This window comes from Pseudomonas abyssi, assembly GCF_003444685.1.
Lineage (GTDB): Bacteria > Pseudomonadota > Gammaproteobacteria > Pseudomonadales > Pseudomonadaceae > Halopseudomonas > Halopseudomonas abyssi.
This window is the reverse complement of record NZ_LMAZ01000002.1, coordinates 122,424-144,049: the sequence shown is the minus strand read 5'-3', so window position 1 is coordinate 144,049 and position 21,626 is coordinate 122,424. Positions and strand designations below refer to the sequence as shown.

Here is a 21,626-nt window from a genome sequence, read left to right as displayed (position 1 = left end):
CATGACAAACAGCACACCCAACACCCGCTTCAGGCTTGGCCTGATCATCAACCCCCTGGCCGGCCTGGGTGGTCGCGCTGCGCTGAAAGGCTCGGACGGTGTCGCCGGTGACGCCCTGGCCATGGGCGTCGAGCCACAGGCGCACAACCGCGTGCGGCAGACACTGGAGCACCTGCTGCCGCTGCGCGACCGGCTGCAACTGTTCAGCGCCCCCGGTGCAATGGGCGCGGATCTGCTGGCCGACATGGGGTTTAACGCCGAGGTGGTCGGCCAACTGACCAACCCGCCACACACCAGCGCCGAAGACACCGAAACCATCGCAAAGCAGATGCACCAGCAAGGCGTCGATCTGCTGCTGTTTGCCGGCGGCGACGGCACCGCCCGCAACATCTGCAACCAGCTCGACAGCACTCAACTGGTGCTGGGCATTCCGGCCGGGGTAAAAATTCACTCCGGTGTTTACGCCGTCAACCCGCGCGCTGCCGGTGAGCTGGTAGCGCTGCTGGTACAAGGCGAACTGGTGCGCCTGCGTGAAGCCGACGTGCGCGACATCGACGAGCAGGCCTTTCGCAACGGCCAGGTGCGCACACGCCATTACGGCGAACTGGCCGTGCCGGAAGAGGGCCGCTTTGTGCAGCAGGTCAAACAGGGCGGCCGTGAAGTAGAAACCCTGGTACTCGACGACATCGCCGCCGGCCTGCAGGAAGAACAAGACGACAACACCGGCTGGATCCTCGGCCCCGGCTCCACCACCCTCGGCCTGCTGGAAGCCATGGGGCTGGAAGGCACCCTGCTAGGCGTGGATGTCCTCAAGGATGGCGAGCTCATCCTGCGCGACGCCACCGAGCAGCAACTGTGGGAGCAGGTAGAGCAGGGCGGCGACTGGCGCATCCTGGTCACCGCCATCGGCGGCCAGGGCCACATACTCGGACGCGGCAACCAGCAACTGTCACCCCGCGTCATCCGCGCCGTCGGGCTGGACAACCTGCTGGTCGTCGCCACCAAAACCAAACTCCGCAGCCTCGCCGGCCGCCCATTCCTGGTGGACACCGGCGACAGCCAACTCGACACCGACCTCAGCGGCCTGCGCCGCGTCCTCAGCGGCTACCGCGAAGAGATGCTTTACCCCGTGAGCTGGAAGGCCGAATAACCTTCCAGCGTCTCTTTACCGCGCACGACAATAGCGCTAAGTTCAAAGCAGGCATGACGCCAGCAACAGGACCAACGGATGGCCACCACCCTCGCAGCAACACCCAACCCTGACTCCCCCTCGTATCCCGATCCCGGCGCTCTTGCGCTCGGTGCGATCGCGTGCGCAAAAGGCTGTATGGGATGAGCGAGGACGTGATGTTTGGCGTGAAAAAGAAGCGCTCAAGCGAATGCGTGATGTGTTGCCAAGGTTTGTTTTTTATGAATTTAGTTGGCCGGATGGGCGTTGATATGCGGAAGTCACTGATATGCAATAGCAAAGCCTTCGGTCTAGTCAGCTGTTAACAGTCCTATATGAATCAGACGATTGCCACAAAAGTATCTCTTTTCATTCTCTTTGTTGTGAGCTTGACGACACTGAGCGTATTTGGTTCCTTAGGTGTGTCAGTTCAAACCTGTAACATAGATGAATGGTTTCAACTTGTTGAGCCCGTGCTTGGCCACGGAGTAATGGGGGCGGTAAAAGCCGTCTGGGTTACGCTACTTATCTTTGTGCTTCTACCCTTCGCACAATCGTTTATGGTTAAAGGAAGGCTAAAATTAGCGTTACTAATATGGTCATGTGTAGTTATATTGGTTTTAATATTAGTTAGGAGCGCTGAGCTTGCACCCAACTGTTAAAAAAGCCATCAATTTGACCGCCTTACGCTGCGCTTCAGGCAGCAAATTATGGCAGCGTTAAAGGGGAAGTCCGTTGTTCGTCTTTGGGTTTGTGCTCTACATCGGAATGTTCATGCTGATGGCAGGAGCTACGCTTGTTATGCTGAAACTCCCAGAACCCTGGCGAGTGGGGTCGTTCGTTGTAATTGCAACATTATTACTCACACCATCTTGGGCTCCAGCAACTATAGTGGCTCTGCCTGTGCCGTTTGGGTTTTTGGTCATTGCTGGGCTCTTTGGTGGATTTATTCAAGAGCTACCCGAGCTAGTTGTTACCTTCGGTAAGTGGCACGCCGTAGCCTTCCCGGTTATGGCCCTTGCCAGCTATATGTTTGCAAAGAAGGTTGTCTTTAACAAGTCGCTGCAACCGACCGCCTGGGGCGGCGGTTGAGCTCAGCGTTAGATGGTGCACAGATGAAACGGATGTTTAAGTTGGTTTTGATAATCGCTATGGCTTTTCCTGTAACGGCTATGGCGCAGCTTTTTGGTTTTTTCGATAGTGGGACGAGCGAGGACCTCCAGCATGATTTCGATATAGCCAGGTTAAATGATCTGGAAGTGCTTTCGGGGTATATCGAGCAGTATCATTCAATTACGGGTAAATACCCTTTTCAGGGAGAAGTGGATTATCCGCACTATGTTCATATAGCAACTCAAGAGCAGCAAAAATACGCACAGAGAGGTCCGCCATATGTGCACAAAAAAACGCCATCAAGTGACTTGCTAAGAGAGCTGGTGTCCGTTCTTGGAGACGAGATCTCCGTGCCATTTGACCCGCAAAGGATGCCAGTTAATAAGCCGAATTTTTATATCTATATGGTTGTTGATGATGTCTATTTCCTTGCAGTGCATCTCCATAACGACTTTCCATTCGCGCAAAAGGTTGCTGACTACTATTACAAGGTTGAGGTGACTAATAATGCCGCAGGGAATCGCCCTGGTACTTGGCTGAGAGCGGACTTATTGTCTGATCCCCAATACATTGAGGCCGCATCTGCCGCGCCGATCAAACCGGGGTATGTAGAAGAGCTTAGAAATAATCTTGGGGGCAATGATGCCTTTTAGTTCTGAAGGTGTCTTTTTTACCTGGCGCGCCCAAAATACATAAATGACCAGGGCGAGTTCAGGTGCTTCGCAGTGGGCAATGCACAGGTCTCCAGAGTGGGTTTTTCAGGATGCTCGAATCCTGTGAAGGGTGGAGGTTTTGGGGCAGGCCGAGGTTTGGCGATGCCGACGTGTTTTGTGAGTTTCTGCTTAACGGTCAATGATTTTACGTCGAGGAGCCCTACGGCGATAACAGCACCTTTGAGGTGGTAGCGCCTGGGCCGAACCTTAAGGAGTTAGACCTGAAGGGCGGTGATCTCGGCTCTCATCTCTGTTTTCTAGCAAGGGTTATGGCAGCTGTGCTGCTTACCTTCTAAATGTTCAGGGCCGTTGTGGCAGTGTTTGCTGGATAGCATGCGTATAAGGTGTCGGTCTTTGTCGTGCGAACAAGGGCATCACCTTCAGGGAGAGCGCATCGCCACCTGGTGGTGATACAAGTGAAGGGAGACACCGGTGAGAGATAACATCACAGCGTCGGCCAATGACCACATTCCCTGGTTGGAGAGACGAGGGGAAGCGTTTCCATTTTTCTGCGGTGAGCCTGTCGCCCTGTCTGGCGGCCAGTGGCTGTGCCTGCTGATCGCGGTAGCGGTAGGGTTTGGTTGTCTGACTGCTCCGCTGCCGGTGCTCACCAGTGGCTGGGGTTTGACGGCTCGGGCACTGTTGTTTCCGGGTATTCCTCTGCTCGCGCTGCGGCTGGTTGCTGGACCTTACTGGACCAGTCTGTTTCGCCGCCTGCACCTTCGGGATCTGGGGCTGATGCTGGGGTTTGCCGTTCTTAACCTGATCGTGAGCGGGGTGGTGGGGCTGCTGGTGATGCAGGTGTTCGGTGCTAATGCCAACGCCGCGTTTGATATATTGGCTGACCAAGACACTCAGGATAAGGCGCTCTTTTTCCTGCGGACCCTGCCGCAGCTGTTCGGCGAAGAGCTACTGACTATAGTGCCCTTTTTGGCCGTACTTCACTTCGCTCACAGCCGGTTCGGCCTTTCCCGTACGCACAGTGTGTTGCTCGCCTGGCTACTCTCCTCGATCCTGTTTGGGCTCTTGCATTTACCGTCTTACCACTGGAATCTGCTCCAATGCCTGCTCGTCATCGGCACCGCCCGATTGGTGTTGTCACTGGCCTACCTCCGTACCAAGAATATCTGGGTATCCACCGGCGCCCATGTGATTAACGACTGGGTGATATTCGCTGTGGTGTTGGCGGGGGCGTCACAGGCAATTTGACGTAACGAAATCTATGAAGATAACGCTAAGACTGGTTGGGGTGCTCGGGCTGCTGATCTTTGGGCTGCTGATTTCGGTGACGTTCCTGTCGCCCGGGGCAGTGGAAGAGTCTACCAAGGGCTTTGTGAAGCACCAGATAGAAATGGAAATCCGAGCCAGGCAACAGGCAGTGGTGGAATCGGATATGGCGGCGCAGGCGCTCGTCATTGCCCTGGGGCTTGGTTTGGAGTCAGAGGCGATACAGCGCAGTCTGGACCGTAACCTGCCGCAGGTGATTGCTGGTGTCGTCGCGTCCATGTGCGATTACGACTGCGCAAAAAGCAGAGCCTTGGCCGAGTCAATCACCTCTGGCTACCTGGAGCGGCTTGAGCGTATTCAAGTGGCTGAGCACACCCTGGGCGACATCATCAAGACCAAGTACGTTGACATAGTAGCCGCCCTGAAGTTTGACCTGCGGGTGTTTCTTGGCTCAAACCTGTTCCTGTTTTTCGCGCTACTGCTGATGTCCTTTGCAAAGCCTCAAGCGCTGGTGCACCTGTTTGTACCGGCGGTGCTGCTGTTTGTGTCTACCATCGCGGCCTCGGCGATGTACGTCTTTGGGCAGGACTGGTTTTATGCCATCTTGTACAACGACTACATGGGGTTTGGTTATCTGGCTTACCTCTCGCTGATCTTCGGTGTACTGATGGATATCGCGGTCAACAAGGCCCGGGTTACCTGCAGTGTCATTAACGGGGTGGCCAATGCGCTGGGGTCTGCGCTGTCGGTGGTGCCATGTTAAGGGGCATGGTTGAGGTGAGCCTGATGCCTCGCGACGGCGCCGCACGCTGAACGCTGTGGCAATGGGGCGGCAGCAGCATTGGAGCGATTTCTGGCTGATGAGGTGTGGGTATGCAGGTTGAAGCAATCTACGCGTTCCTTGAGCAAACTCAGGGTATCAATCGCTGGAAGATCAAACCTGAATCCGATCTATGTAACGACCTCGGCATTGACGGGGATGACTTCTTTGAGTTGGAGCAGGCGTTTGCCGAGCGCTTTGCCGTCAATATGGATGCCTACCGATGGTACTTTCACCACGGCGAAGAAGGCTGGAGCATTGGCGCGCTGATTTCTCCCTCACCGCGTCAGCAGGTCAAGCATATACCTGTGACGCCAGAGGTTCTCCGGCAAGCCGTCGTCGCCGGGTATTGGCCAATTCGCTATCCAGCCCATGAGGTATCAGACCGGACGCTGGAGTCGCGAATCAACACGGCATGTCTGCTTCTCATGCTCGGCTTTGTTAGCTTATGCGTGCTGCATTGGCTGGCTTGAGCTGCTCCGCTCTTTTGCTATCCTCTGCAAGTGCATCATCTGGCCGGCTGCCACACGGAGTAACGCCCAACCCCCCTTTACCACGCAGCACAATAGCGCTAATTTCAAAGCAGGCACGACGCCAGCAACAGGACCAACGGATGGCCACCACCCTCGCAGTAACACCCGACCCTGACTCCCCCTCGCATCCCGACCCCGGCGTTCGCACGCTAGGCGCGGTCGTGTGCGTGCTAAGCGTTTTATGGGCGCGGAGGTGATGCTTGGCGCGAAAAAGAAGTGGTGAAGTGGTCAAGCGAATACGGGGTATGTTGCCAAGGCCTTGTTTTTTATGAATTTAGTTGGGTGGGAGGGCGTTGATATGCGGACAGCGCTGATATGCAATGATGAAGCCTTCTGTCAAATCAGCTGTTATGTCTGAGGAGGAGAGTCCGTGACCATATCCATAGGCGCGGTGATGGGCGGGCCGGAGTCCCTACCATGCGAAAGTGCACTAAAGAGCGCGTGGGGATACTTCAAGGGTAATGAAAGTCGGCCGTTCCTCAACGTCGTATTCCACTTTCCGGGTTCGTTGATCAGCCCGTCCTATACTGGCCTCCGTACTGGACGGTTTTCCTCTAAAGAGCAAGGGTTCATGATTCAGGTCGCGGTTCCTGAGAAAATAGCACAGAGCGCGGATAAGCAAGCAGCGTCCGAGTTCTTTCTCAGCGCGATTGAGGAGGCACTTAAACTGTCGGAGTCGCGCTGGAAGAAGCACAATATCTCGTTTCCATATGGCGCCGCCCGGAAGCATATAAACCTTGCTCGGGAAGAGCTGCTTGATTAACGACGGACATAACAAGCCAAGCCAGCAGGGCTTATTTCGCTGTCGCTTCGCTCCAAAACGCAAAATAAGCCTCTGCTTGGGGCGTTAAACGGCATGGAGAGCGGAGTGCTTGCCTTTCACATTGGTGGCGAAGAAGCCGAGTACGTGCGGGTTTCGATCCGGGAAGAGAACGGCGATGGCTGGTTCTCGGCTGCAGTTGAGGTTGTTGTTGGCGGATTCAGGGGGAGCTATTCGGCGTCCTTCAATTCCTGGGCCTTCTCCTCCTTTGAGGCTCAGCTTGAGAAGATGCACCGAGATCTATCTGGCTCCGCATTATTCACCTCATATGAAGCGCAGCTTGAGCTGGTGTTGGAGTGTGACCTCAAAGGCCACATCAGGCTGCGCGGTGAGGCAACGGACTATGCCGGAACAGGAAACACGCTCGTATTCGAGCTCGAGATTGATCAAACGCATGTGCCAGGAATCATTAATACGCTGCAGGCAGCCCTTAAACGGTATCCGGCGCGTGCCGTTTAACAAGGCAATCAAATTCGTTCCGGCTCGATGGGCCTCCCCCGGACTCCCTTGTCAGGGCGCCGTTTATTCCTGGCGTTATGCAGGTCGTGCATGAATAGAGTTTTAAACATCTCGTTATTGGTTCAACTGCTCTTGGTCGCGGGGTTTTTAGGACTCGCATGGCAAGCGGATCAACTAATGGATAAGTCTGGCGTCGGGGACCTGGAAGCCTGGAATCGCTTTAATAACTTCGCAGGCATTGCCTTCTATGGTGTCGCACTTGTATGGCTGGCCACGATTATTCTGTCGCTCGCTGGCCGAGCATTTGGAACACCACAGGCACAGCTAGCCGTTGGGATGCCGCCACTGGCTCTGGTTCTGGGCTGGCTTCTGTCTTGGGTGATCTAGCAATGCATAACAATAGCAGGCACAGCGACGGCTTTTCCATTGCGGCTGCGCCTCCATTACAAAACCGCGCATGCTGCGGGCGTTAGGGCACCAGAATGGTCATGAGCAATAATCAAAAAATTCTATGTTGGCTTGGTCTTCTACCACTCCCAGCGGCTTTGGTTATTTTTGGCGCACAGAGCGCTTATTGGTTTGGATCTATCGCCGGAGAATGGCCGCCAGCGATAATTCTCTTGGGTGCTGGTATCGCGCTAGGTTCATTTGGCTTCAGCCGGTTCGAGTTTCAAAGCCCCACCATTAAATTCATCTCTGTGGTCCTTTACATCCCTTTCCTCGCGCTTATTCTCTGGCTTATGGCATTCTTAACCGCTTGTTCAAACGGAGATTGCATATGATTGCCAATGCCCTAACAAGTGACTGTGGTGTCAACGCCCCTACGGGGCTGGACCTTCATTCCGCAGCTTCGCTGCTACATTACGGCCGTTGCTGCAGGCGTTAGGCCGCTATGGGCAGGATGTCGAAACTCGCAGGTGTAGCTCACAATCTTGCGCATCATGCAGGCAGCGGGCTTAGCTGCGTCTCGCCTCACCTCGCTCAGGCGCTTCGCGCCGCGGGAGTAGAGACTACGGAGATTGATCTTCTTGCCCCGGCACCCTATCCGCCTAAGGCCGCAAAGCTTCAGCCGCTGCGTTTAGCACTAGCTTCCCTTCAGGCCACCGCTAAGACGCTTCTTGCAAAGCATGGCTTCTCCACCAGTGACGTGTCCTCCATGACTCTCTACGCCACGCCGGCGCCGTGGGACAAGGATGGCTATTCTTTGCACACTCGAGCCGTGCTCATATCAAGCACTGGTCGGACGTACGATTCTGGCTGGTTGCAGTGAGCGGTACGCAGCCTAACAATTCATTCAAGCTGAAGCCGCTTCGTGGCTCGGCTTAATTCAGGCGTTATCTATCTCTGGAGAGTCATGCATAGCACCGAAAGAGTTAAAGCCAAGCCTGATACCGACGCATTCGTTGGGCGGGTAGTATGGAACCCGATTAAGTCGCTTTGGTTTAATTTTCACTTATTGGCCGCAATTTTTCTGGCTCCCTTTGTCGTTAGCCTCTCCTCAGTTGGTGTATTCATTTTGCTAACCGGCATTACCTTATGCTTTGGCCACTCGTTAGGCATGCATAGGCTTCTGATCCACAGGTCATACGAATGCCCAAAATGGATGGAGTACCTGTTTGTATATCTTGGCACGTTGGTGGGTATGGCGGGGCCGATCGGAATGATGAAACAACATGACCTGAGGGACTGGGCGCAGCGCCAGACTCACTGTCACGATTATCTGTTACATGGCTCCAGCATAGTGAAAGATGGCTGGTGGCAGCTTAACTGCGATCTGGAGCTGAAAAATGGGCCTGACTTCTTTATCGAGGATTCTGTCTGGTCCGATCCATTTTATCGATTCATTGAAAAAACATGGATGTGCCAACAGCTAGCACTTGCGTTGCCGCTTTATTTGTTTGGTGGCCTAAGCTGGGTCGTCTGGGGGATTTCTGTGCGCCTGGTTGTCTCTGTGGGTGGGCACTGGCTCATAGGCTATTTTGCACATAATCGTGGGGGGCGTACGTGGCGAGTAGATGGCGCAGCGGTGCAGGGTCATAATATACGTCTTGCTGGGTTTCTTTCCATGGGAGAGGCATGGCACAACAATCACCATGCGTATCCCGGCTCGGCCATGCTTGGTCTATATAAGGATGAACCAGATCCAGGCTGGTGGGTTCTGAACGCATTGCACAACTTGGGTATCGTCAAGAATATCCAATTACCAAGGGATCTACCGCCGCGGCCTGAGCTTATTTCTGAGAGCATCGATCTGGAAAAGCGTGTCGAGCGAGCGCCTGAGGACTGTGACATCGCAAAGTTTATTCGAGGAAATAGATAACAAGGCCATGCACGCGACACGCGCATGCTGGCGGCGTTATGTTTCATTGGAGCTCAGCGTATGAAGAATACATTGGTGGCTATTTCCATTATCTTGTTGATGGGGTGTGTGGCTCCGGAAAGAATAGAAAAAGAATATGCAGCATTGGGCCGGTCATGTGTTGAGGTTGGTAAAGGCATGGGCGCTGTTGAAGGGTGTCTTAATCTTGAATTCATGAAAAGTACTTACCAGGGTCAGATTGTTAAAAGCTTTATTCAATGCAGGCCTTATTGGGGGTGGCCTTTTGTTCAATCTTGTGGCGGTATTAAAGTTATATATAGCGAGAGTGGAGTCGTAACCAAATGGTATGCCTGGGGAGTGCTGGATGGGGTTTAGCATAGCTAACTCATGTTGCTCGCCCCTCCGGAGTTGTGGTCTCATTTTAGTCGGCCTCAAGGGTTAGCGGGTGGGGATAATTATGAAGCAAACTATACAATTTAAGACATCAATGTTCGATGTTTCTAAAGAGCGAGAGAGCCCCATAAACCCGATTTACGGAATCTCTCTACTTGCGTGGCTAAAATCCGAGTTGGCGGGGAAGGTTGAAATCTCTGAACCTGATGCTGAAGACTGGGGCTGGTATAGTGAGTTGGAATTTGAAGGTAATAACTATCTAATCGGCGCTTGCGCTTACTTCGAAGAGGGCGGTAATCCAAATGAGGAAATCGAGTGGGTGTTCCAGGTTGATAAACGTCGAACTTTTAAGGAGAGGCTCTTCGGCAAGAATAAAATGAGTGTTTCGGACAGCTGTTTTGTGTTTTTTAAAACGCTGCTAGAGGAAAACCCAAATTTCAATGAGGTTCAAGTTGCGTAAGCCACTAATAAGGTAAGGCAACATCGTGTACTGCAAAAAAAAACGCATTGCACCGGGCCTCGCTTCGCTCGGCCTGTGTTGGCGCCGTTATGCGTAAATTGATATGAGCATAATTTTTTTGGCTGGCATCGGTGTCCTCGTTGTAGTTTGCGTTTATGGCTTCAATAAATGGAATAATGGCCCCGTAGATTGGGAGCCAGAAGAGGTTATGGAACTCCTTGATTCGTGGATCAACGACGATGTTGATTACAAAGGGTGGGACTACTTTGAGGCCTGTGAAATCGCTGATCCAAGGTTGGAGGCTATCCGGCTGCGAGCAATTGAAGCCACATGGTTGAACTCACCATACGTCCAGCTTTGCGGTGAGCGCGGTGAAAGCCTCAACGAGCAAGGTAAAGAGCTGTTTAAGGAGTTAAAGGCACAGTGCCTGTAAGTCGCTCGGTGCTCGGTGCTCGGTGCTCGGTGCCAGAGGCAACGCACAGCTAGGCCAAGCGGTTTGCTTCGGTCTTGCGGCCCTCCGGCGGCGCACAACGTCGGGCAGTTACTGTTGGCGGCGTTAAGTCTAAGGAAAGTATGGACTATTACCTGACCATTATTGTGATTTTATTTGAGTTCGCCCTGCCTTTTGTGCTCGCCTATATGGCACTTGAAAAGGTCGAGTTTCGTAGGGTTATTGTTCCAGTGGTCGGGGCTGTATCACCTTTTCTGCTTGTCTATATTGTTGGAAGTATCACTCATATCCTTTTTCCGCCGGATGAACTCTCGATGTTTGAGGCAATTTTCATAATGTCATTTCTGCCTTACTTAGTATTTCTAGCCATAGGCCTTGCTCTGGGTATGTTCTTGCCAAAGAGCATGCCGCTCCGGTCGCGCTATTTGGTTTCTTTTCTCACGGCGCCTGCCGTGGGGCTGGGATTGGTAGTTATTTCGTGGTGAGTTGCCTGGGAATCGCAGCATGCCGACCTTCGGCGCCCGACGCAGCGCAGCTGTTCCGGTCAATGGAGGGGGCTTAACTGCGCACTATGAATCAAGCTGCGATTATAAAAATTGCTTATTGCAACCTAATGCTTGTTGGAGTGATTGTCTCGGTCCTTTTCGGCTCATTAGCTTTCGCGATCCAAACATGCAATGTTGAAATCTGGGCTTCTGCTGCTAGTCCTTTCCTCGGTCAGGCGTTTGTAAGCTCGTTGAACATTATTTTGGGCTGTTCGGTTTTGGTAACCCTGTTTCCTCTTGTCTATTCATTCACGCTCACTGGGCGCGCGCGAGGGGCTCTCTTGTCAGTCTCCACTTTTATGTTGCTAATTTTGATTTTGGTTCGGAGTATTAGTCTCGCGCCGAACTGTTAACCTGCCAAAGCAGGAAAGGCGCCTCGCGCCGAGACTGAAAAAAACCGACCTTTGCTTGAAATGTTGGAGCTAATTATGGAATGGACGCCGATTTCTGAAGAAGAGCTTTTATCCCTGATTGAGGCGCAGCTTTTGGGTTGTGATGATGGCTTGGTAGCTTTATTCCATGAAATTGAAGTGCCACACAGGCGCTGCGGTATTCGCAGGTTTGGCGAAGTGGAATATGTGTTTGTTGTGGCTGAGGCCGGTGCAGGCATTATTTACTACGAAGATATAGAAGAAGGGTTTGAGTTTTGTGAGCTGGGGGTGGATGGCGTGATACCAGAGAGAGGGTGTGATCAGCTTGAGCTTTGTCATATTCTTGAGCGCATTCGCTCCAGCCAGCAGCTGCTGCCCGCTGTGGATGCGCCGGCTGGTTAAAGCGTTGCAGGTCTTAAGGCAGCATGGAAACGATTTACGTAAAGCTATTGGATGAAGGCACCTCTGTATGGCGCCCGGTGAGCGCTTTAAAGGATAGCGCCGGGGCCTACACGATCGCTGATTCTGAAAAGGTGCCAGCGGACGAGGTCTGGGAATTTACGCCAGGGCAAAGGGTTGCCTGTCAGTATCAGACTTTCTTGGGCGGGGAGACCAAGCTTGTTGCCTGTAAAAAGGCCTAGCTCCAAACCACATGGCACGCTAGTTAACTTGGCGCGCGAAAGGCGCGCTCCGGACAGTATATGTTGCGCTTCGGCTACCGGTTATTAGAATGATGTACATGATAGGTAACTCAGATGAGCCTAAAGAATCACCTTGAATTGCTATCCATTTACAATCAATGGATGAATTCGAAGATTTACGAGTCTGCAAGTTTGCTCTCTGCAACAGACCTGGCTAAGGATCGTGCGGCGTTTTTTGGCTCCATTCTTGGAACTCTGAATCATATTCTCGTTGCTGACACCATCTGGCTGAAGCGGTTTGCCACTCATCCATCATGCATGAGTTCGCTACAAGAGGTCGCCAACCTTCCAAATCCGACAAGCCTACGCCAGCTCCTGTTTGACGACATTGGTAGCTTATCTGAACATCGAGCCTGGCTTGACCGGCAAATTATTAGCTGGATAGCCGAACTAAGCGAAGGTGATCTGGATTTCGTTCTCAGCTACCGCAACACCAAAGGGGTCTCGGCCAGCAAGCGATATTCGAGTCTCGTCCTTCATTTTTTTAATCATCAAACTCACCATCGAGGGCAGGTTTCCGCTTTGTTATCACAGGCAGGTGTTGACGTTGGGGTTACTGACTTGTTGGCTTTGATTCCGGAGGAAGCTCGCGTATAACGCGTCGCTTAAGTAGATTCCCGGCCCGAGGGCCGTCCATCGGCCCCTTCCGGGGTGCCGCAAAAAAGCGTTGTAGGGCTTAGGGAGTTCCAATATGGCATTCAGCGAATCAGAGAGAGCCGCACTGCTGGCGGTGAAAGGCGTTGGGCCTACGGTAGTTAAACGTTTTGAGGAAGTAGGGATAGATTCGTTTTCTGTGTTGGCGAATTATGAGCCGAAAGAAATTGCTGAGAGAGTGGCATCCATGCTCAGAACCACTTGCTGGAAAAATAGTCCTCAAGCCTTGTCGGCGGTCAAGTCCGCAATAGAGAGGGCTAGACAAGGTGTGTAGGGGGGTGACGAGTTCACATAACAACTTGCTGTCGCCGTCGCTTTCCCGGCCCTGACGGCTCACGCTTCGCTTCAGCCTGCCAACGGCTCGGCGTTATAACGCGATTAAATCAAGGTGCTGTGCTTGAAAAAATTTATATTGATCGTTCTTGTAGGCTTCGGTGCGTGGAAATTTTATTCGGAAAAGGTAGATAACTCTTCCAGTATGCCTGTGTCAGGTGAGTCTTATAGACAGGCTCCAGCTCAAAGCGCTCAGTCCCGTTTTAGCTGTGATGGGCGCCAGCATTGCAGCCAAATGACGTCGCGGGCCGAAGCGGAGTTTTTTACAAGAAACTGCCCGAATACCAAAATGGATGGTGATCGTGACGGCATTCCTTGCGAAAATGACTCTCGCTTTTAACCGCGGCGCTTACAGATAGGGCTTAACCTGCCCCGTCCATTGGCGGACGGTATTATCAAAGCGCTGCTTAGTGTGCGTTATCTCTTTAGGAGTAAAAGCATGGATCTTCTTAAGTACGCTGCGAAAAGCATGTCCATGACCGACGAGGTTTGGAATAGGCATTCTAACCCATGGAGTGTTTATACCCGGTTTACCGTGCTGCCGATCATGTCTGTGTGCTTTTGGTCTAGAGACTGGATTGGTCTTTATTTTATTGTGCCGGTGCTGCTGTCTTTTATTTGGGTGTGGCTAAACCCCCGCTTGTTCAAGCCGCCAAGTAAAACAGATAATTGGGCCTCCATGGGGACGTTTGGCGAGCGTATCTATCTCAACCGTAAAAATGAGTGCATTCCTAAGCACCATATAAACGCCTGTCGAACTCTACAGATATTGTCTGTAATAGGCCTTCCATTGTTTCTATATGGTGTCTATGCATTGGATTTTTGGGTTTTGCTGCTTGGGAATCTCTGGATAATGGTCTTCAAGGCATGGTTTGTTGACCGAATGGTGTGGTTGTACCTGGATATGAAAAATACTAATGCTATCTATGCGGCGTGGTACAGAACATAAAAGGTAATTCACGTCTGCCGCGCTGGCCCTAGAAAACCTGCGTCGCTGTGCGTCCGTCTCCAGGTTACGAACAGGTAGGGGGTACCCGTTTCCTAACCGGGTTCGAGGCCGTATGTCTCCTCTGACAATGGTCAACTGTCAGGTGATTGCCGTATTAGCGCACCAAGTGTCTCTGCCGGGTGGCACGCCTGCGTCATGTGAAAGGCTCAAAACACCTCACTCTTCGTGGATGGGCGCTGTGCCATGGCGTAGGATGCGTCTTCCTGGCTGGGCCAAACCGGCTTTTCTTTTTATTGCGCCCAGGCCTGTCGGCTGGCGTTGCTATCGGATATGACACGCGATGGATAACTTCTTCGAGAGCCCGTTCAAGGGGAAGGTGCTTGCCGAGCAGGTGACCAACCCGAACATCAAGGTAGGGCGTTTCAGCTATTACTCTGGTTATTACCACGGGCATTCGTTTGATGATTGTGCCCGTTACCTCCTGCCTGATCGTGATGATGTAGACAAACTCATCATTGGCAGCTTTTGTTCCATCGGCTCAGGCGCCGCCTTTGTCATGGCGGGTAACCAGGGGCATCGGTACGACTGGGTTTCTTCTTTTCCGTTCTTTTACATGAACGAAGAGCCGGCTTTTGCAACGGCAGTGGATGCGTTTGAAAAGGCAGGTGACACCGTCATCGGCAGTGATGTGTGGATCGGCTCTGAGGCGATGATCATGCCGGGCGTGACGGTCGGCCATGGGGCGGTGATTGGCAGCCGGGCGCTGGTTACCAAGGATGTAGCGCCGTACACCATTGTCGGTGGCAACCCCGCCAGGGCGATCAGAAAACGCTTCTCTGACGAGGAGATTTCCATGCTACTTGAGATGTGTTGGTGGGACTGGCCGCTGGAGCAGCTTGAGGATGCTATGCCGCTGTTGTGCTCGTCTGACATCACTGGGCTGTATCGGCTGTGGCAAGGCCGTGTGGTTGAGCAGGGGTAGTTGCCGGTTGTTGCTTCACAATCCTTTTGAGGTGCTGTTTTGACTTGGGAAAGTGGTATTTCATTCTTTCTGGCGGTGTTGATTTTCGGCGTGACGCCTGGCCCCGGGGTGTTCGCGATTCTGGCGCGTGCGCTGGTTTGTGGTGCACGCTCGTGCTTTTGGCTGGCCCTGGGCATGACGGTCAGCGACATGCTTTATCTCATCGCCGCCTGTATTGGGCTTGCTGCGCTGGCGACCCACTGGGGTGAGGTGTTTACGCTGATTCGTATTGCCGGCGCGGTTTATCTGGCCTATCTGGGCTGGAAGATGTGGACGGCGCCGCTGGACCTCAGTACGGCGGAAGCCGCGCCAAGCGCGAAAGGTGGGGCGCTGAGCTTTTTGCAGGGCTTTCTTATCTCGGCCTCCAACCCCAAGGTGATTCTGTTCTACATCGCGTTTCTACCGACCTTTATGGATCTGGATGCCCTGGCTGGGGGCGATATCGCCGTGGCGGCGCTACTGACCCTGGTGGGGCTGATGATCGGGCTTATGAGTATTGCCCTGTTTTCAGCCCGGGCGCGGCGGTTTTTCAAATCTGAGTCGTCGGTGAGGCGGCTGAACAGGGGCGCGGGCTCGATTATGGTCGCTGCCGGTGTCTATCTCGTGTCGCGTAACTGATGACTCGATGATCTCGCGTGCCGGCGGGTTGATGCTGCGCTCGCCCCGTTGGATTCCGGCACTCGCTCAGCCGTTCTCTCTCGTTTCGGTCGCCACTGTATTGATGCATGTGCTTTTGGCGATGGGCTTAGTATTTTGATTGCTTAGTTGTTGTCTGATGGTTGATTGGTCAACAAAGTGAGCGTAGTCTTGCTGCCTCAATACGTCGAGCAAGGTGGGCAGCATGACAGAGGAAAGAGATGTGGGCTTGGTGATCAGCATCATCGGCCTGAGCGGTAGTATCCAGAAACGTCTGGGCAGTGCGCTGTCTGTGCATGGTATCGGGGTCACCGAATACCTGGTGCTCAACCAGTTGCACACCTCGCCCGCCAAGACCCTGCAACGCAGCGAGTTGGCCGCAAAGGTTGGCCTGACTCCGTCGGGTATCACCCGGCTGATTAATCCCATGGAGAAAATGGGGCTGGTCGAGAAGGAAGAAAATCCCCGCGATGCCCGCGTCAGCCTGGTGGCGCTGTCGGCTGCAGGGAGACAGGTGTTTGAAGATGCCCAGGTGTCGTTTGCCCAGGCGGCGGGGGCGCTATTTGAGCGGCTGGACGCGCCGCAGCTAGACGCTCTGAGTGAGCTGTTGCAATCGGTTGCCAGGGACATCCGCTGACATGGGCAAGTCGTCTGCCCGGCAAGCGCTGATCGACAAGATGGGGGTGCCTGTCACCCAGGCCACCGTCACGAGCGGCTCGGTGAACACCGCCTATCTGGCGGCGGGTGCCGGAACGCCTGTCGTCTGTCTGCACGGTGGGGGTGCCGGCGCGGTTACCTGGTATCCCGCAGTGGCTGCCTTGGCCGAGCATTTTCACGTTGTTGCACCGGATATCGTGGGGTATGGCGAGTCTGACAAGCCGGATGCCCGTTATGACAAAGCGGTTTTCTCCCACTGGCTGAAGCAGTTTCTGCACGCTGTCGGCCTTGCTAAGGCACACGTTATCGGGTTATCCCAAGGCGGCGCGGTTGCACTGCAATTTGCGCTGGACTGTCCGGAGATGGTGGATAAACTCGTGCTTGTCGATTCGGGTGGTCTGGGGGCAAAGCCACCCTTGATGTCCTTATTGAGCATGCTGTGGCTCAACACCTTCCCCTCATCGCTGGCCAATCACGTTTATGCTCGCTATATCCTCTTTGACCCGGCGCGTCGCGATCCGGATCACGCGCGTTATTCTCTGGAGGTATTGAGGCGTGCGGGTGGAAAGAAGGCTTTCTCGCAAGGCCGCGGGGCTGCGGTGTCGGCGTTCTCTAGCGCTGCCTTGGGCAGCATTCAACACCGCACTCTGCTGATCTGGGGAGAGGACGATCGCCTGTTTCCGGTGGCCTGTGCAGCCAAGGCTGCCGCGCTGATGCCCAATGCCACACTGTGCCGTATAGCCAATGCCGGGCACCTGCCGTTGATGGACCAACCTGCTGCATTTAACCAGGCGGTTATGTCGTTTTTGTTGGCGCGTTAGCAGCAGCTGCACGGCGCGGCTGCGCCGGCTGTGTTGACTGCGTATCATCGCTGCGTCTGATCTGCTGGGTATTGCGAGTCCGCTCAGAGTTTTCTCGCTTGTCAGCGTCTGCACACACTGAGGAAGAGGGCTGCTATGGACATTCGCTGTTATTCACCTGCCTGGGCCCGGGATATTGCTGATCTTTACTATCAGTCGGTACACGCGATTGATTCGGCGGTGTATACGCCAGAGCAGAAACAGGCCTGGGCGCCTGCGCCCATTGATTATCAGGCGTGGGCCGAGCGCCTGGCGCTAAAACAGCCTTTTGTGGCCATCATCGATGACCGTGTTGCCGGTTTTATCGAGCTGGACGCCGACGGACATATTGACTGCACCTATACCCACCCAGATTGTCAGGGGAAGGGAGTGGCATCTGCGCTATACGCGCATGTGCTGCAGCAAGCCCGGGAGACAGGCATAAAGCGCCTGTATGTTGAGGCCTCGCTGATTGCCCGGCCGTTTTTTGAGCGACGTGGATTCTCGCTGCTCAAGCAGAACAGCGTGCAGCGCCAGGGTGTGAATTTGATTAACTTTTCGATGGAACGGCATGTGTGAGCTGACGCTCGAAAACCGTCGGCATCGCTGATGCGATAGGAGTAAAGCTTGGATTATTTGAGTATCAACAAGGCGGCGTGGGATAAGCGAACGGCGGTGCATGTTGCCTCCGAGTTCTATGATGTAGCTGCGTTCAAAAAGGGTAAGTGCTCGTTGAACCCGGTTGAGCTAGAGCAAGTGGGGGAGGTGCAGGGCAAAACACTGCTGCACCTGCAGTGTCATTTTGGTTTGGACACCCTGTCCTGGGCTCGCTTGGGGGCGAAGGTCACCGGCGTCGATTTGTCCGCTGCGGCGATAGACCAGGCGCACGCACTGGCGCAGTCATTGGGGCTCGAAGCAGCCTTTGTGGAGAGTGATATCGTCAGCTTCGGTCGAGAAAATACCAGCGAGTTTGATGTTGTTTTCACCTCCTATGGTGTGCTGACCTGGTTGCCGGATCTGGCCGACTGGGCGCGCTTGATTGCCCGCTCGTTGAAGCCGGGTGGTGAGTTTCATCTGGTGGAGTTTCATGCCATCAACGACCTGTTGTCCGGTTACCCGTACTTTTCGACAGCTGAACCTGCGGTAGAAGAGGAGGGCACTTACACCGAGAACTGTGACGGAACTACCTCGCCTACCGCCACCTGGTCTCACTCGCTGGGCGAGGTGGTAAGTGCATTGCTTGGCGCGGGGCTGGTGTTGGAGTCGTTTGCAGAACATCCCTACAGCCCTTATGAGTGCTTTGATGGCTTGGAGTATGTTCCGGGCTGTGGCTATCAGATGTTGCTGAAGGGAAATCAGGTTCCGCTGCTGTATTCCATCAAAGCGCGCAAACCCGCCTAGCGCGCATCAGCGGGGCTGCTGGCCCTTGCAGGCCGGTACCCAGCTGACTGCGGCAGCCTGTTATTGCTGCCACAGTCGGTGCGGCCGGCTCAGCGCGCTGCGTCTTCTACCGCCAGATGATCCGGAAAACGGCTGATCATCACCGCCAGGACCAAGCCGACACTCAGCACGCCAATGGTGTAGCTGAACGCGGCGACAAAGCCGCCGGTTCGCTCGATCAGCCAACCGGCGATGGCTGGGCCAAGAAACTGGCCGACGGCAAAAAACAGCGTGGCAAAGCTGAAGGCGACCGGGATGTAGCGCGGCGCAACCTGCTCTGTAGCGCTGGTCTGCACCATGGAGAAGACGCCGTTCACCGAGATGCCCATCAGCAGGTAGTGCACAAAAAAGTAGGGCAGGGACTGGTCGATCAGTGGCAACGCCATGGCGCCGATGACCATCAGCAGTGACAAGGCCAGAGCCTTGCCGCGCCCGGTGTAGTCCGAGAGCCAGCCCCACACCGGCGAGGCGCCAATCGACAGCAACCCCATGAGCGCCACATAGCGTCCGGCTACCGCAGGGCTGTGGCCGCTTTCCACCATGTAGCTGACCATGAACACCGTCTGCACGATGTAGCCCAGGCCAACCGCGCCGTAGGCGCAGGCGACGATCAGCACGCGCGGGTTGCGGTAGATGCGCTGCTTTTCTTCTGCGGAGAGTTTGCTGCTCATGCTGGGCGTGGCCTGCGGCGGGTTGCGGATAAACAGGGCGATCAGCACCGTGACCAGCAGCGCGATCAGCGCAAACAGCCCCCAGCTGATACGCCAGCCCTGGTCGCCAAACTGCGTCAGCAGATAGGGCACCAGCATGCCGGTAAGCAGGGTGCTGATGCCGACGCCGCTGCTCATGCCGCCGATCGCCAGGCCGCGTCGTTCCGGAAACCAGGCCGCAAGCAGCGACACCATAGGGGCGAACACAAAGGCCGAGCCAAACCCCAGCAGGCCCATCCACAGCACCAGCAGCCAGAAGTGCGAGGCCCAGATCAGGCCGCTGAATCCGGTAAGCACGCTGAGCATGCCGAAGATGATGGACGCTTTGGTGCCCCAGCGGGCGGCGGCCAGTCCGCCGGCAAGAACGAAGCAGACGTAGCTGAGCGCCGTGACGGTGCTGAGCATGCCGGCCTGCTGGTAGCTGAGGCCCAGGTCGGTGCGCATGGATGGCAGGATCACGCCGTAGGCCAGGCGTCCAAAGCCGATCACGACCAGTGCGCTGAGCATGGCGCACAGCACCGTGATGAGCATGTTCGGGCGGGCGGTGCTCGAATGCATGGTATGTCTCTTGTTGTTCTGCTGGGGGTAGCTGACGGACAGTGAACGTCAGCGGGCGGGTAACTGCCATGAGGATAACGCCTGTTGTTGGCGTTTCATTCACTGGCGCGGGTTGCGCAGCGGTGTGTCGGGCAGCCCGGCAAGACGCGCGCCCGAACGGCATCTGCCGCCGGGCGCTGTCGGTTGGGCAGGGGGTTAGCCCAGTTGTACGGCCGGCGCCGCTGGGCGGGCAATGCTCACTTTCTCGGTAGGGGCCATGACGGTGGCTGTGCCGTCGACGACCTGTTTGCCATCCTGATTGATCACGCGGGTGGCGATCTTGACCCGGTTCTTGGGCAGCTTTTCCAGGATTTCCAGCTCGATGGTCACGGTGTCACCGAGGCGCACCGGACGCAGGAAGCTCAGCTCCTGACCGATGTAGATGGTGCCTGGCCCCGGCAGCTCGCAGGCGATGGCGGCGGAGATCAGGGCGCCGGAGAACATGCCATGCGCGATGCGGCCCTTGAACGGGGTGGCGGCAGCGAATGCTTCATCCAGGTGGACCGGGTTCACGTCGCCGGACACCGCGGCAAACAGCAACAGGTCGCGCTCTTCAACCTGGTGGCTGAGGCTCGCGCGCTCGCCGACGGCCAGTTCTTCATAGGTGCGATTTTCAAGGGTTTGCATGGGTGCGGCTCCGTTGCGATAGGGCGGTCAGATGGGGCGCGAGCCAGGCGAGCAGATCATCAACGACCTCAGCTCGGTTGGTCTCGTTGAACAGCTCATGGCGGGCGCCCGGATAAAGCCGCAATTCTACCTGCCTGAGTCCGGCTGCGCGCAAGCGGCGCTGCAGTTTTTCCAGTCCGCCGCCCGCACTGATCGGGTCTGCGTCACCACCGATGATCAACAGCGGCAGGTCGGATCGGATAGGGGCCAGTTTGCTGGGGCTGCCAATTGCCAGCAGCGCATCGGCCAGGCAGCGCCAGTAATGGCAGCTCAAGACAAAACCGCATAATGGATCGGCAACGTAGCGGTCGACCTGCTGCTGATCACGGCTCAGCCAGTCAAACGCCGTGCGGTTGGGAGCAAAGGTGCGGTTGTACTGGGCAAAGGACAGGCGGTCCAGCGTTTTTGCCGGCGCCTGAGGGCCGCGCAACAGGCCTTCGATGCGCGCGACCAGGCCGGCGGCAGCGCTGGCTGCGGCGGGCTGGGCGTGGCTGCCGCTGAGTATCGCGACGTCGACCAGCGCGCTGTGCTCGATCAGCACGCTCTGGGCCAGATACGAACCCATGCTGTGTCCCAGCAGCACGATGGGCTGATTCGGGTGGGCGGCGCGGGTGCGCTTGAGCAGCAGCGCAACGTCGTCCACCAGGTGGCTCCAGTCGACGCCTGCAGCCAGCACGCCGCGCGGCAGTTCGGGCGTGCTGGCACCGTGGCCGCGCAGGTCCATGGCCTGCACGCTGATGCCGTTGGCATTGAGCGGTTCTGCCAGCGCGGCATAACGGGCTCCGTGCTCGGCCATGCCGTGACAGATGATCAGTTGCGCGGTAGCGGTGCCGGCGGCGGGCCAGTGATGTATGGCCAGGCTGGCGCCGTCGGCGGTGCTCAATGTCAGGGGGAGGTCGGTGGGCTGCATGCTGACGTTTGTCCTGTTTATGTTGTTGTTATGACTGACCTTGCAACGTTGGTCAGCATACTTCGCAGGCGGCGATATTCACAAACCAAATGAAACACTCTTGGATTTTGTGTTTGCCTC

General features: G+C 55.2%; 28 protein-coding genes. 25 read left to right on the top strand and 3 right to left on the bottom strand.

All coding sequences use genetic code 11. The annotated features are described in order from the left end of the window. The first annotated feature begins 1 nt into the window (after window position 1). The 25 genes from ASB58_RS08820 (at window position 2) to ASB58_RS08695 (ending at window position 18,584) form a co-directional block, all read left to right on the top strand. Window positions 2–1,150: an ATP-NAD kinase family protein gene (locus tag ASB58_RS08820; protein ID WP_118130152.1), complete on the top strand. Its 1,149-nt coding sequence runs from the start codon at window positions 2–4 to the stop codon at window positions 1,148–1,150. Between the two features lie 819 nt (window positions 1,151–1,969). Then, on the top strand, window positions 1,970–2,260 hold the full coding sequence (locus ASB58_RS08815; RefSeq protein ID WP_147336807.1) for a hypothetical protein: 291 nt from the start codon (window positions 1,970–1,972) through the stop codon (window positions 2,258–2,260). A 23-nt stretch (window positions 2,261–2,283) separates the two neighbouring features. Continuing rightward, complete coding sequence (locus tag ASB58_RS08810; protein WP_118130150.1) at window positions 2,284–2,934, top strand: hypothetical protein; 651 nt, start codon at window positions 2,284–2,286, stop codon at window positions 2,932–2,934. Between the two features lie 492 nt (window positions 2,935–3,426). Then, complete coding sequence (locus ASB58_RS08805; protein WP_118130149.1) at window positions 3,427–4,203, top strand: CPBP family intramembrane glutamic endopeptidase; 777 nt, start codon at window positions 3,427–3,429, stop codon at window positions 4,201–4,203. A 13-nt stretch (window positions 4,204–4,216) separates the two neighbouring features. After that, window positions 4,217–4,984: a hypothetical protein gene (locus ASB58_RS08800; protein ID WP_118130148.1), complete on the top strand. Its 768-nt coding sequence runs from the start codon at window positions 4,217–4,219 to the stop codon at window positions 4,982–4,984. 110 nt (window positions 4,985–5,094) lie between these two features. After that, window positions 5,095–5,514: a DUF1493 family protein gene (locus ASB58_RS08795; protein WP_118130147.1), complete on the top strand. Its 420-nt coding sequence runs from the start codon at window positions 5,095–5,097 to the stop codon at window positions 5,512–5,514. 430 nt (window positions 5,515–5,944) lie between these two features. After that, window positions 5,945–6,337: a hypothetical protein gene (locus ASB58_RS19855; protein WP_147336806.1), complete on the top strand. Its 393-nt coding sequence runs from the start codon at window positions 5,945–5,947 to the stop codon at window positions 6,335–6,337. 105 nt (window positions 6,338–6,442) lie between these two features. Further along, a complete protein-coding gene (locus tag ASB58_RS08785; protein ID WP_118130145.1) occupies window positions 6,443–6,853 on the top strand; it encodes a WapI family immunity protein in 411 nt (136 codons plus the stop codon). A gap of 90 nt (window positions 6,854–6,943) precedes the next feature. Continuing rightward, the gene (locus ASB58_RS08780) at window positions 6,944–7,240 is read left to right on the top strand and encodes a hypothetical protein (protein WP_118130144.1); all 297 of its coding nucleotides are present in this window, start codon (window positions 6,944–6,946) and stop codon (window positions 7,238–7,240) included. A gap of 967 nt (window positions 7,241–8,207) precedes the next feature. Continuing rightward, window positions 8,208–9,173, top strand: coding sequence for an acyl-CoA desaturase (locus tag ASB58_RS08770; RefSeq protein WP_118130142.1), 966 nt, complete (start codon window positions 8,208–8,210; stop codon window positions 9,171–9,173). 60 nt (window positions 9,174–9,233) lie between these two features. Next, a complete protein-coding gene (locus ASB58_RS19850) occupies window positions 9,234–9,548 on the top strand; it encodes a hypothetical protein (RefSeq protein WP_147336805.1) in 315 nt (104 codons plus the stop codon). A gap of 82 nt (window positions 9,549–9,630) precedes the next feature. Next, complete coding sequence (locus tag ASB58_RS08765) at window positions 9,631–10,026, top strand: hypothetical protein (protein ID WP_118130141.1); 396 nt, start codon at window positions 9,631–9,633, stop codon at window positions 10,024–10,026. A 103-nt stretch (window positions 10,027–10,129) separates the two neighbouring features. After that, window positions 10,130–10,459, top strand: coding sequence for a hypothetical protein (locus tag ASB58_RS08760; RefSeq protein ID WP_147336804.1), 330 nt, complete (start codon window positions 10,130–10,132; stop codon window positions 10,457–10,459). Between the two features lie 140 nt (window positions 10,460–10,599). After that, entirely contained in the window at window positions 10,600–10,962 is a 363-nt protein-coding gene (locus ASB58_RS08755; RefSeq protein WP_118130139.1) for a hypothetical protein, read from the top strand. A 488-nt stretch (window positions 10,963–11,450) separates the two neighbouring features. Beyond that, complete coding sequence (locus ASB58_RS08750) at window positions 11,451–11,795, top strand: hypothetical protein (RefSeq protein ID WP_118130138.1); 345 nt, start codon at window positions 11,451–11,453, stop codon at window positions 11,793–11,795. Between the two features lie 353 nt (window positions 11,796–12,148). Then, entirely contained in the window at window positions 12,149–12,691 is a 543-nt protein-coding gene (locus ASB58_RS08740) for a DinB family protein (protein WP_118130136.1), read from the top strand. A 94-nt stretch (window positions 12,692–12,785) separates the two neighbouring features. Next, complete coding sequence (locus ASB58_RS08735; protein WP_118130135.1) at window positions 12,786–13,022, top strand: helix-hairpin-helix domain-containing protein; 237 nt, start codon at window positions 12,786–12,788, stop codon at window positions 13,020–13,022. Between the two features lie 204 nt (window positions 13,023–13,226). Beyond that, window positions 13,227–13,421: an excalibur calcium-binding domain-containing protein gene (locus ASB58_RS20335; RefSeq protein ID WP_202974621.1), complete on the top strand. Its 195-nt coding sequence runs from the start codon at window positions 13,227–13,229 to the stop codon at window positions 13,419–13,421. A 99-nt stretch (window positions 13,422–13,520) separates the two neighbouring features. Continuing rightward, window positions 13,521–14,030 (top strand): DUF6653 family protein, encoded by a 510-nt coding sequence (locus ASB58_RS08725; RefSeq protein ID WP_118130134.1) that lies wholly within the window; start codon window positions 13,521–13,523, stop codon window positions 14,028–14,030. A gap of 340 nt (window positions 14,031–14,370) precedes the next feature. Further along, window positions 14,371–15,012, top strand: coding sequence for a type B chloramphenicol O-acetyltransferase (gene catB, locus ASB58_RS08720; protein ID WP_118130133.1), 642 nt, complete (start codon window positions 14,371–14,373; stop codon window positions 15,010–15,012). A gap of 39 nt (window positions 15,013–15,051) precedes the next feature. Further along, the gene (locus ASB58_RS08715; protein ID WP_118130132.1) at window positions 15,052–15,669 is read left to right on the top strand and encodes a LysE family translocator; all 618 of its coding nucleotides are present in this window, start codon (window positions 15,052–15,054) and stop codon (window positions 15,667–15,669) included. Window positions 15,670–15,892: 223 nt separating this feature from the next. After that, on the top strand, window positions 15,893–16,324 hold the full coding sequence (locus ASB58_RS08710; RefSeq protein ID WP_118130131.1) for a MarR family winged helix-turn-helix transcriptional regulator: 432 nt from the start codon (window positions 15,893–15,895) through the stop codon (window positions 16,322–16,324). Between the two features lies 1 nt (window position 16,325). After that, window positions 16,326–17,165: an alpha/beta fold hydrolase gene (locus tag ASB58_RS08705; RefSeq protein ID WP_118130130.1), complete on the top strand. Its 840-nt coding sequence runs from the start codon at window positions 16,326–16,328 to the stop codon at window positions 17,163–17,165. A gap of 135 nt (window positions 17,166–17,300) precedes the next feature. Further along, the gene (locus ASB58_RS08700; protein ID WP_118130129.1) at window positions 17,301–17,762 is read left to right on the top strand and encodes a GNAT family N-acetyltransferase; all 462 of its coding nucleotides are present in this window, start codon (window positions 17,301–17,303) and stop codon (window positions 17,760–17,762) included. Window positions 17,763–17,819: 57 nt separating this feature from the next. Next, window positions 17,820–18,584 (top strand): class I SAM-dependent methyltransferase, encoded by a 765-nt coding sequence (locus ASB58_RS08695; RefSeq protein WP_202974613.1) that lies wholly within the window; start codon window positions 17,820–17,822, stop codon window positions 18,582–18,584. Window positions 18,585–18,673: 89 nt separating this feature from the next. Here the strand turns inward: ASB58_RS08695 and ASB58_RS08690 are convergent, their stop codons facing one another. The 3 genes from ASB58_RS08690 to ASB58_RS08680 form a co-directional block, all read right to left on the bottom strand. Then, the gene (locus ASB58_RS08690) at window positions 18,674–19,891 is read right to left on the bottom strand and encodes an MFS transporter (RefSeq protein WP_118130127.1); all 1,218 of its coding nucleotides are present in this window, start codon (window positions 19,889–19,891) and stop codon (window positions 18,674–18,676) included. A 195-nt stretch (window positions 19,892–20,086) separates the two neighbouring features. Further along, a complete protein-coding gene (locus ASB58_RS08685) occupies window positions 20,087–20,557 on the bottom strand; it encodes a MaoC/PaaZ C-terminal domain-containing protein (protein WP_096006401.1) in 471 nt (156 codons plus the stop codon). Continuing rightward, on the bottom strand, window positions 20,544–21,506 hold the full coding sequence (locus ASB58_RS08680) for an alpha/beta fold hydrolase (protein ID WP_118130126.1): 963 nt from the start codon (window positions 21,504–21,506) through the stop codon (window positions 20,544–20,546). Before ASB58_RS08680 ends, ASB58_RS08685 begins: the two co-directional genes overlap by 14 nt. Between the last annotated feature and the right edge of the window lie 120 nt (window positions 21,507–21,626).

What these genes read in the sequence shown, in the direction of transcription:
- ASB58_RS08800 (WP_118130148.1), top strand. Translation starts at nt 4,217, where the DNA reads ATGAAGATAACGCTAAGACTGGTTGGGGTGCTCGGGCTGCTGATCTTT.
- ASB58_RS08820 (WP_118130152.1), top strand. Translation starts at nt 2, where the DNA reads ATGACAAACAGCACACCCAACACCCGCTTCAGGCTTGGCCTGATCATC.
- ASB58_RS08755 (WP_118130139.1), top strand. Translation starts at nt 10,600, where the DNA reads ATGGACTATTACCTGACCATTATTGTGATTTTATTTGAGTTCGCCCTG.
- ASB58_RS08705 (WP_118130130.1), top strand. Translation starts at nt 16,326, where the DNA reads ATGGGCAAGTCGTCTGCCCGGCAAGCGCTGATCGACAAGATGGGGGTG.
- ASB58_RS08810 (WP_118130150.1), top strand. Translation starts at nt 2,284, where the DNA reads ATGAAACGGATGTTTAAGTTGGTTTTGATAATCGCTATGGCTTTTCCT.
- ASB58_RS08735 (WP_118130135.1), top strand. Translation starts at nt 12,786, where the DNA reads ATGGCATTCAGCGAATCAGAGAGAGCCGCACTGCTGGCGGTGAAAGGC.
- ASB58_RS20335 (WP_202974621.1), top strand. Translation starts at nt 13,227, where the DNA reads ATGCCTGTGTCAGGTGAGTCTTATAGACAGGCTCCAGCTCAAAGCGCT.
- ASB58_RS08725 (WP_118130134.1), top strand. Translation starts at nt 13,521, where the DNA reads ATGGATCTTCTTAAGTACGCTGCGAAAAGCATGTCCATGACCGACGAG.
- catB (WP_118130133.1), top strand. Translation starts at nt 14,371, where the DNA reads ATGGATAACTTCTTCGAGAGCCCGTTCAAGGGGAAGGTGCTTGCCGAG.
- ASB58_RS08760 (WP_147336804.1), top strand. Translation starts at nt 10,130, where the DNA reads ATGAGCATAATTTTTTTGGCTGGCATCGGTGTCCTCGTTGTAGTTTGC.
- ASB58_RS08750 (WP_118130138.1), top strand. Translation starts at nt 11,451, where the DNA reads ATGGAATGGACGCCGATTTCTGAAGAAGAGCTTTTATCCCTGATTGAG.
- ASB58_RS08795 (WP_118130147.1), top strand. Translation starts at nt 5,095, where the DNA reads ATGCAGGTTGAAGCAATCTACGCGTTCCTTGAGCAAACTCAGGGTATC.
- ASB58_RS08700 (WP_118130129.1), top strand. Translation starts at nt 17,301, where the DNA reads ATGGACATTCGCTGTTATTCACCTGCCTGGGCCCGGGATATTGCTGAT.
- ASB58_RS08740 (WP_118130136.1), top strand. Translation starts at nt 12,149, where the DNA reads ATGAGCCTAAAGAATCACCTTGAATTGCTATCCATTTACAATCAATGG.
- ASB58_RS08770 (WP_118130142.1), top strand. Translation starts at nt 8,208, where the DNA reads ATGCATAGCACCGAAAGAGTTAAAGCCAAGCCTGATACCGACGCATTC.
- ASB58_RS08690 (WP_118130127.1), bottom strand. Translation starts at nt 19,891, where the DNA reads ATGCATTCGAGCACCGCCCGCCCGAACATGCTCATCACGGTGCTGTGC.
- ASB58_RS08680 (WP_118130126.1), bottom strand. Translation starts at nt 21,506, where the DNA reads ATGCAGCCCACCGACCTCCCCCTGACATTGAGCACCGCCGACGGCGCC.
- ASB58_RS08765 (WP_118130141.1), top strand. Translation starts at nt 9,631, where the DNA reads ATGAAGCAAACTATACAATTTAAGACATCAATGTTCGATGTTTCTAAA.
- ASB58_RS08710 (WP_118130131.1), top strand. Translation starts at nt 15,893, where the DNA reads ATGACAGAGGAAAGAGATGTGGGCTTGGTGATCAGCATCATCGGCCTG.
- ASB58_RS19850 (WP_147336805.1), top strand. Translation starts at nt 9,234, where the DNA reads ATGAAGAATACATTGGTGGCTATTTCCATTATCTTGTTGATGGGGTGT.
- ASB58_RS08780 (WP_118130144.1), top strand. Translation starts at nt 6,944, where the DNA reads ATGAATAGAGTTTTAAACATCTCGTTATTGGTTCAACTGCTCTTGGTC.
- ASB58_RS08685 (WP_096006401.1), bottom strand. Translation starts at nt 20,557, where the DNA reads ATGCAAACCCTTGAAAATCGCACCTATGAAGAACTGGCCGTCGGCGAG.
- ASB58_RS08815 (WP_147336807.1), top strand. Translation starts at nt 1,970, where the DNA reads ATGCTGAAACTCCCAGAACCCTGGCGAGTGGGGTCGTTCGTTGTAATT.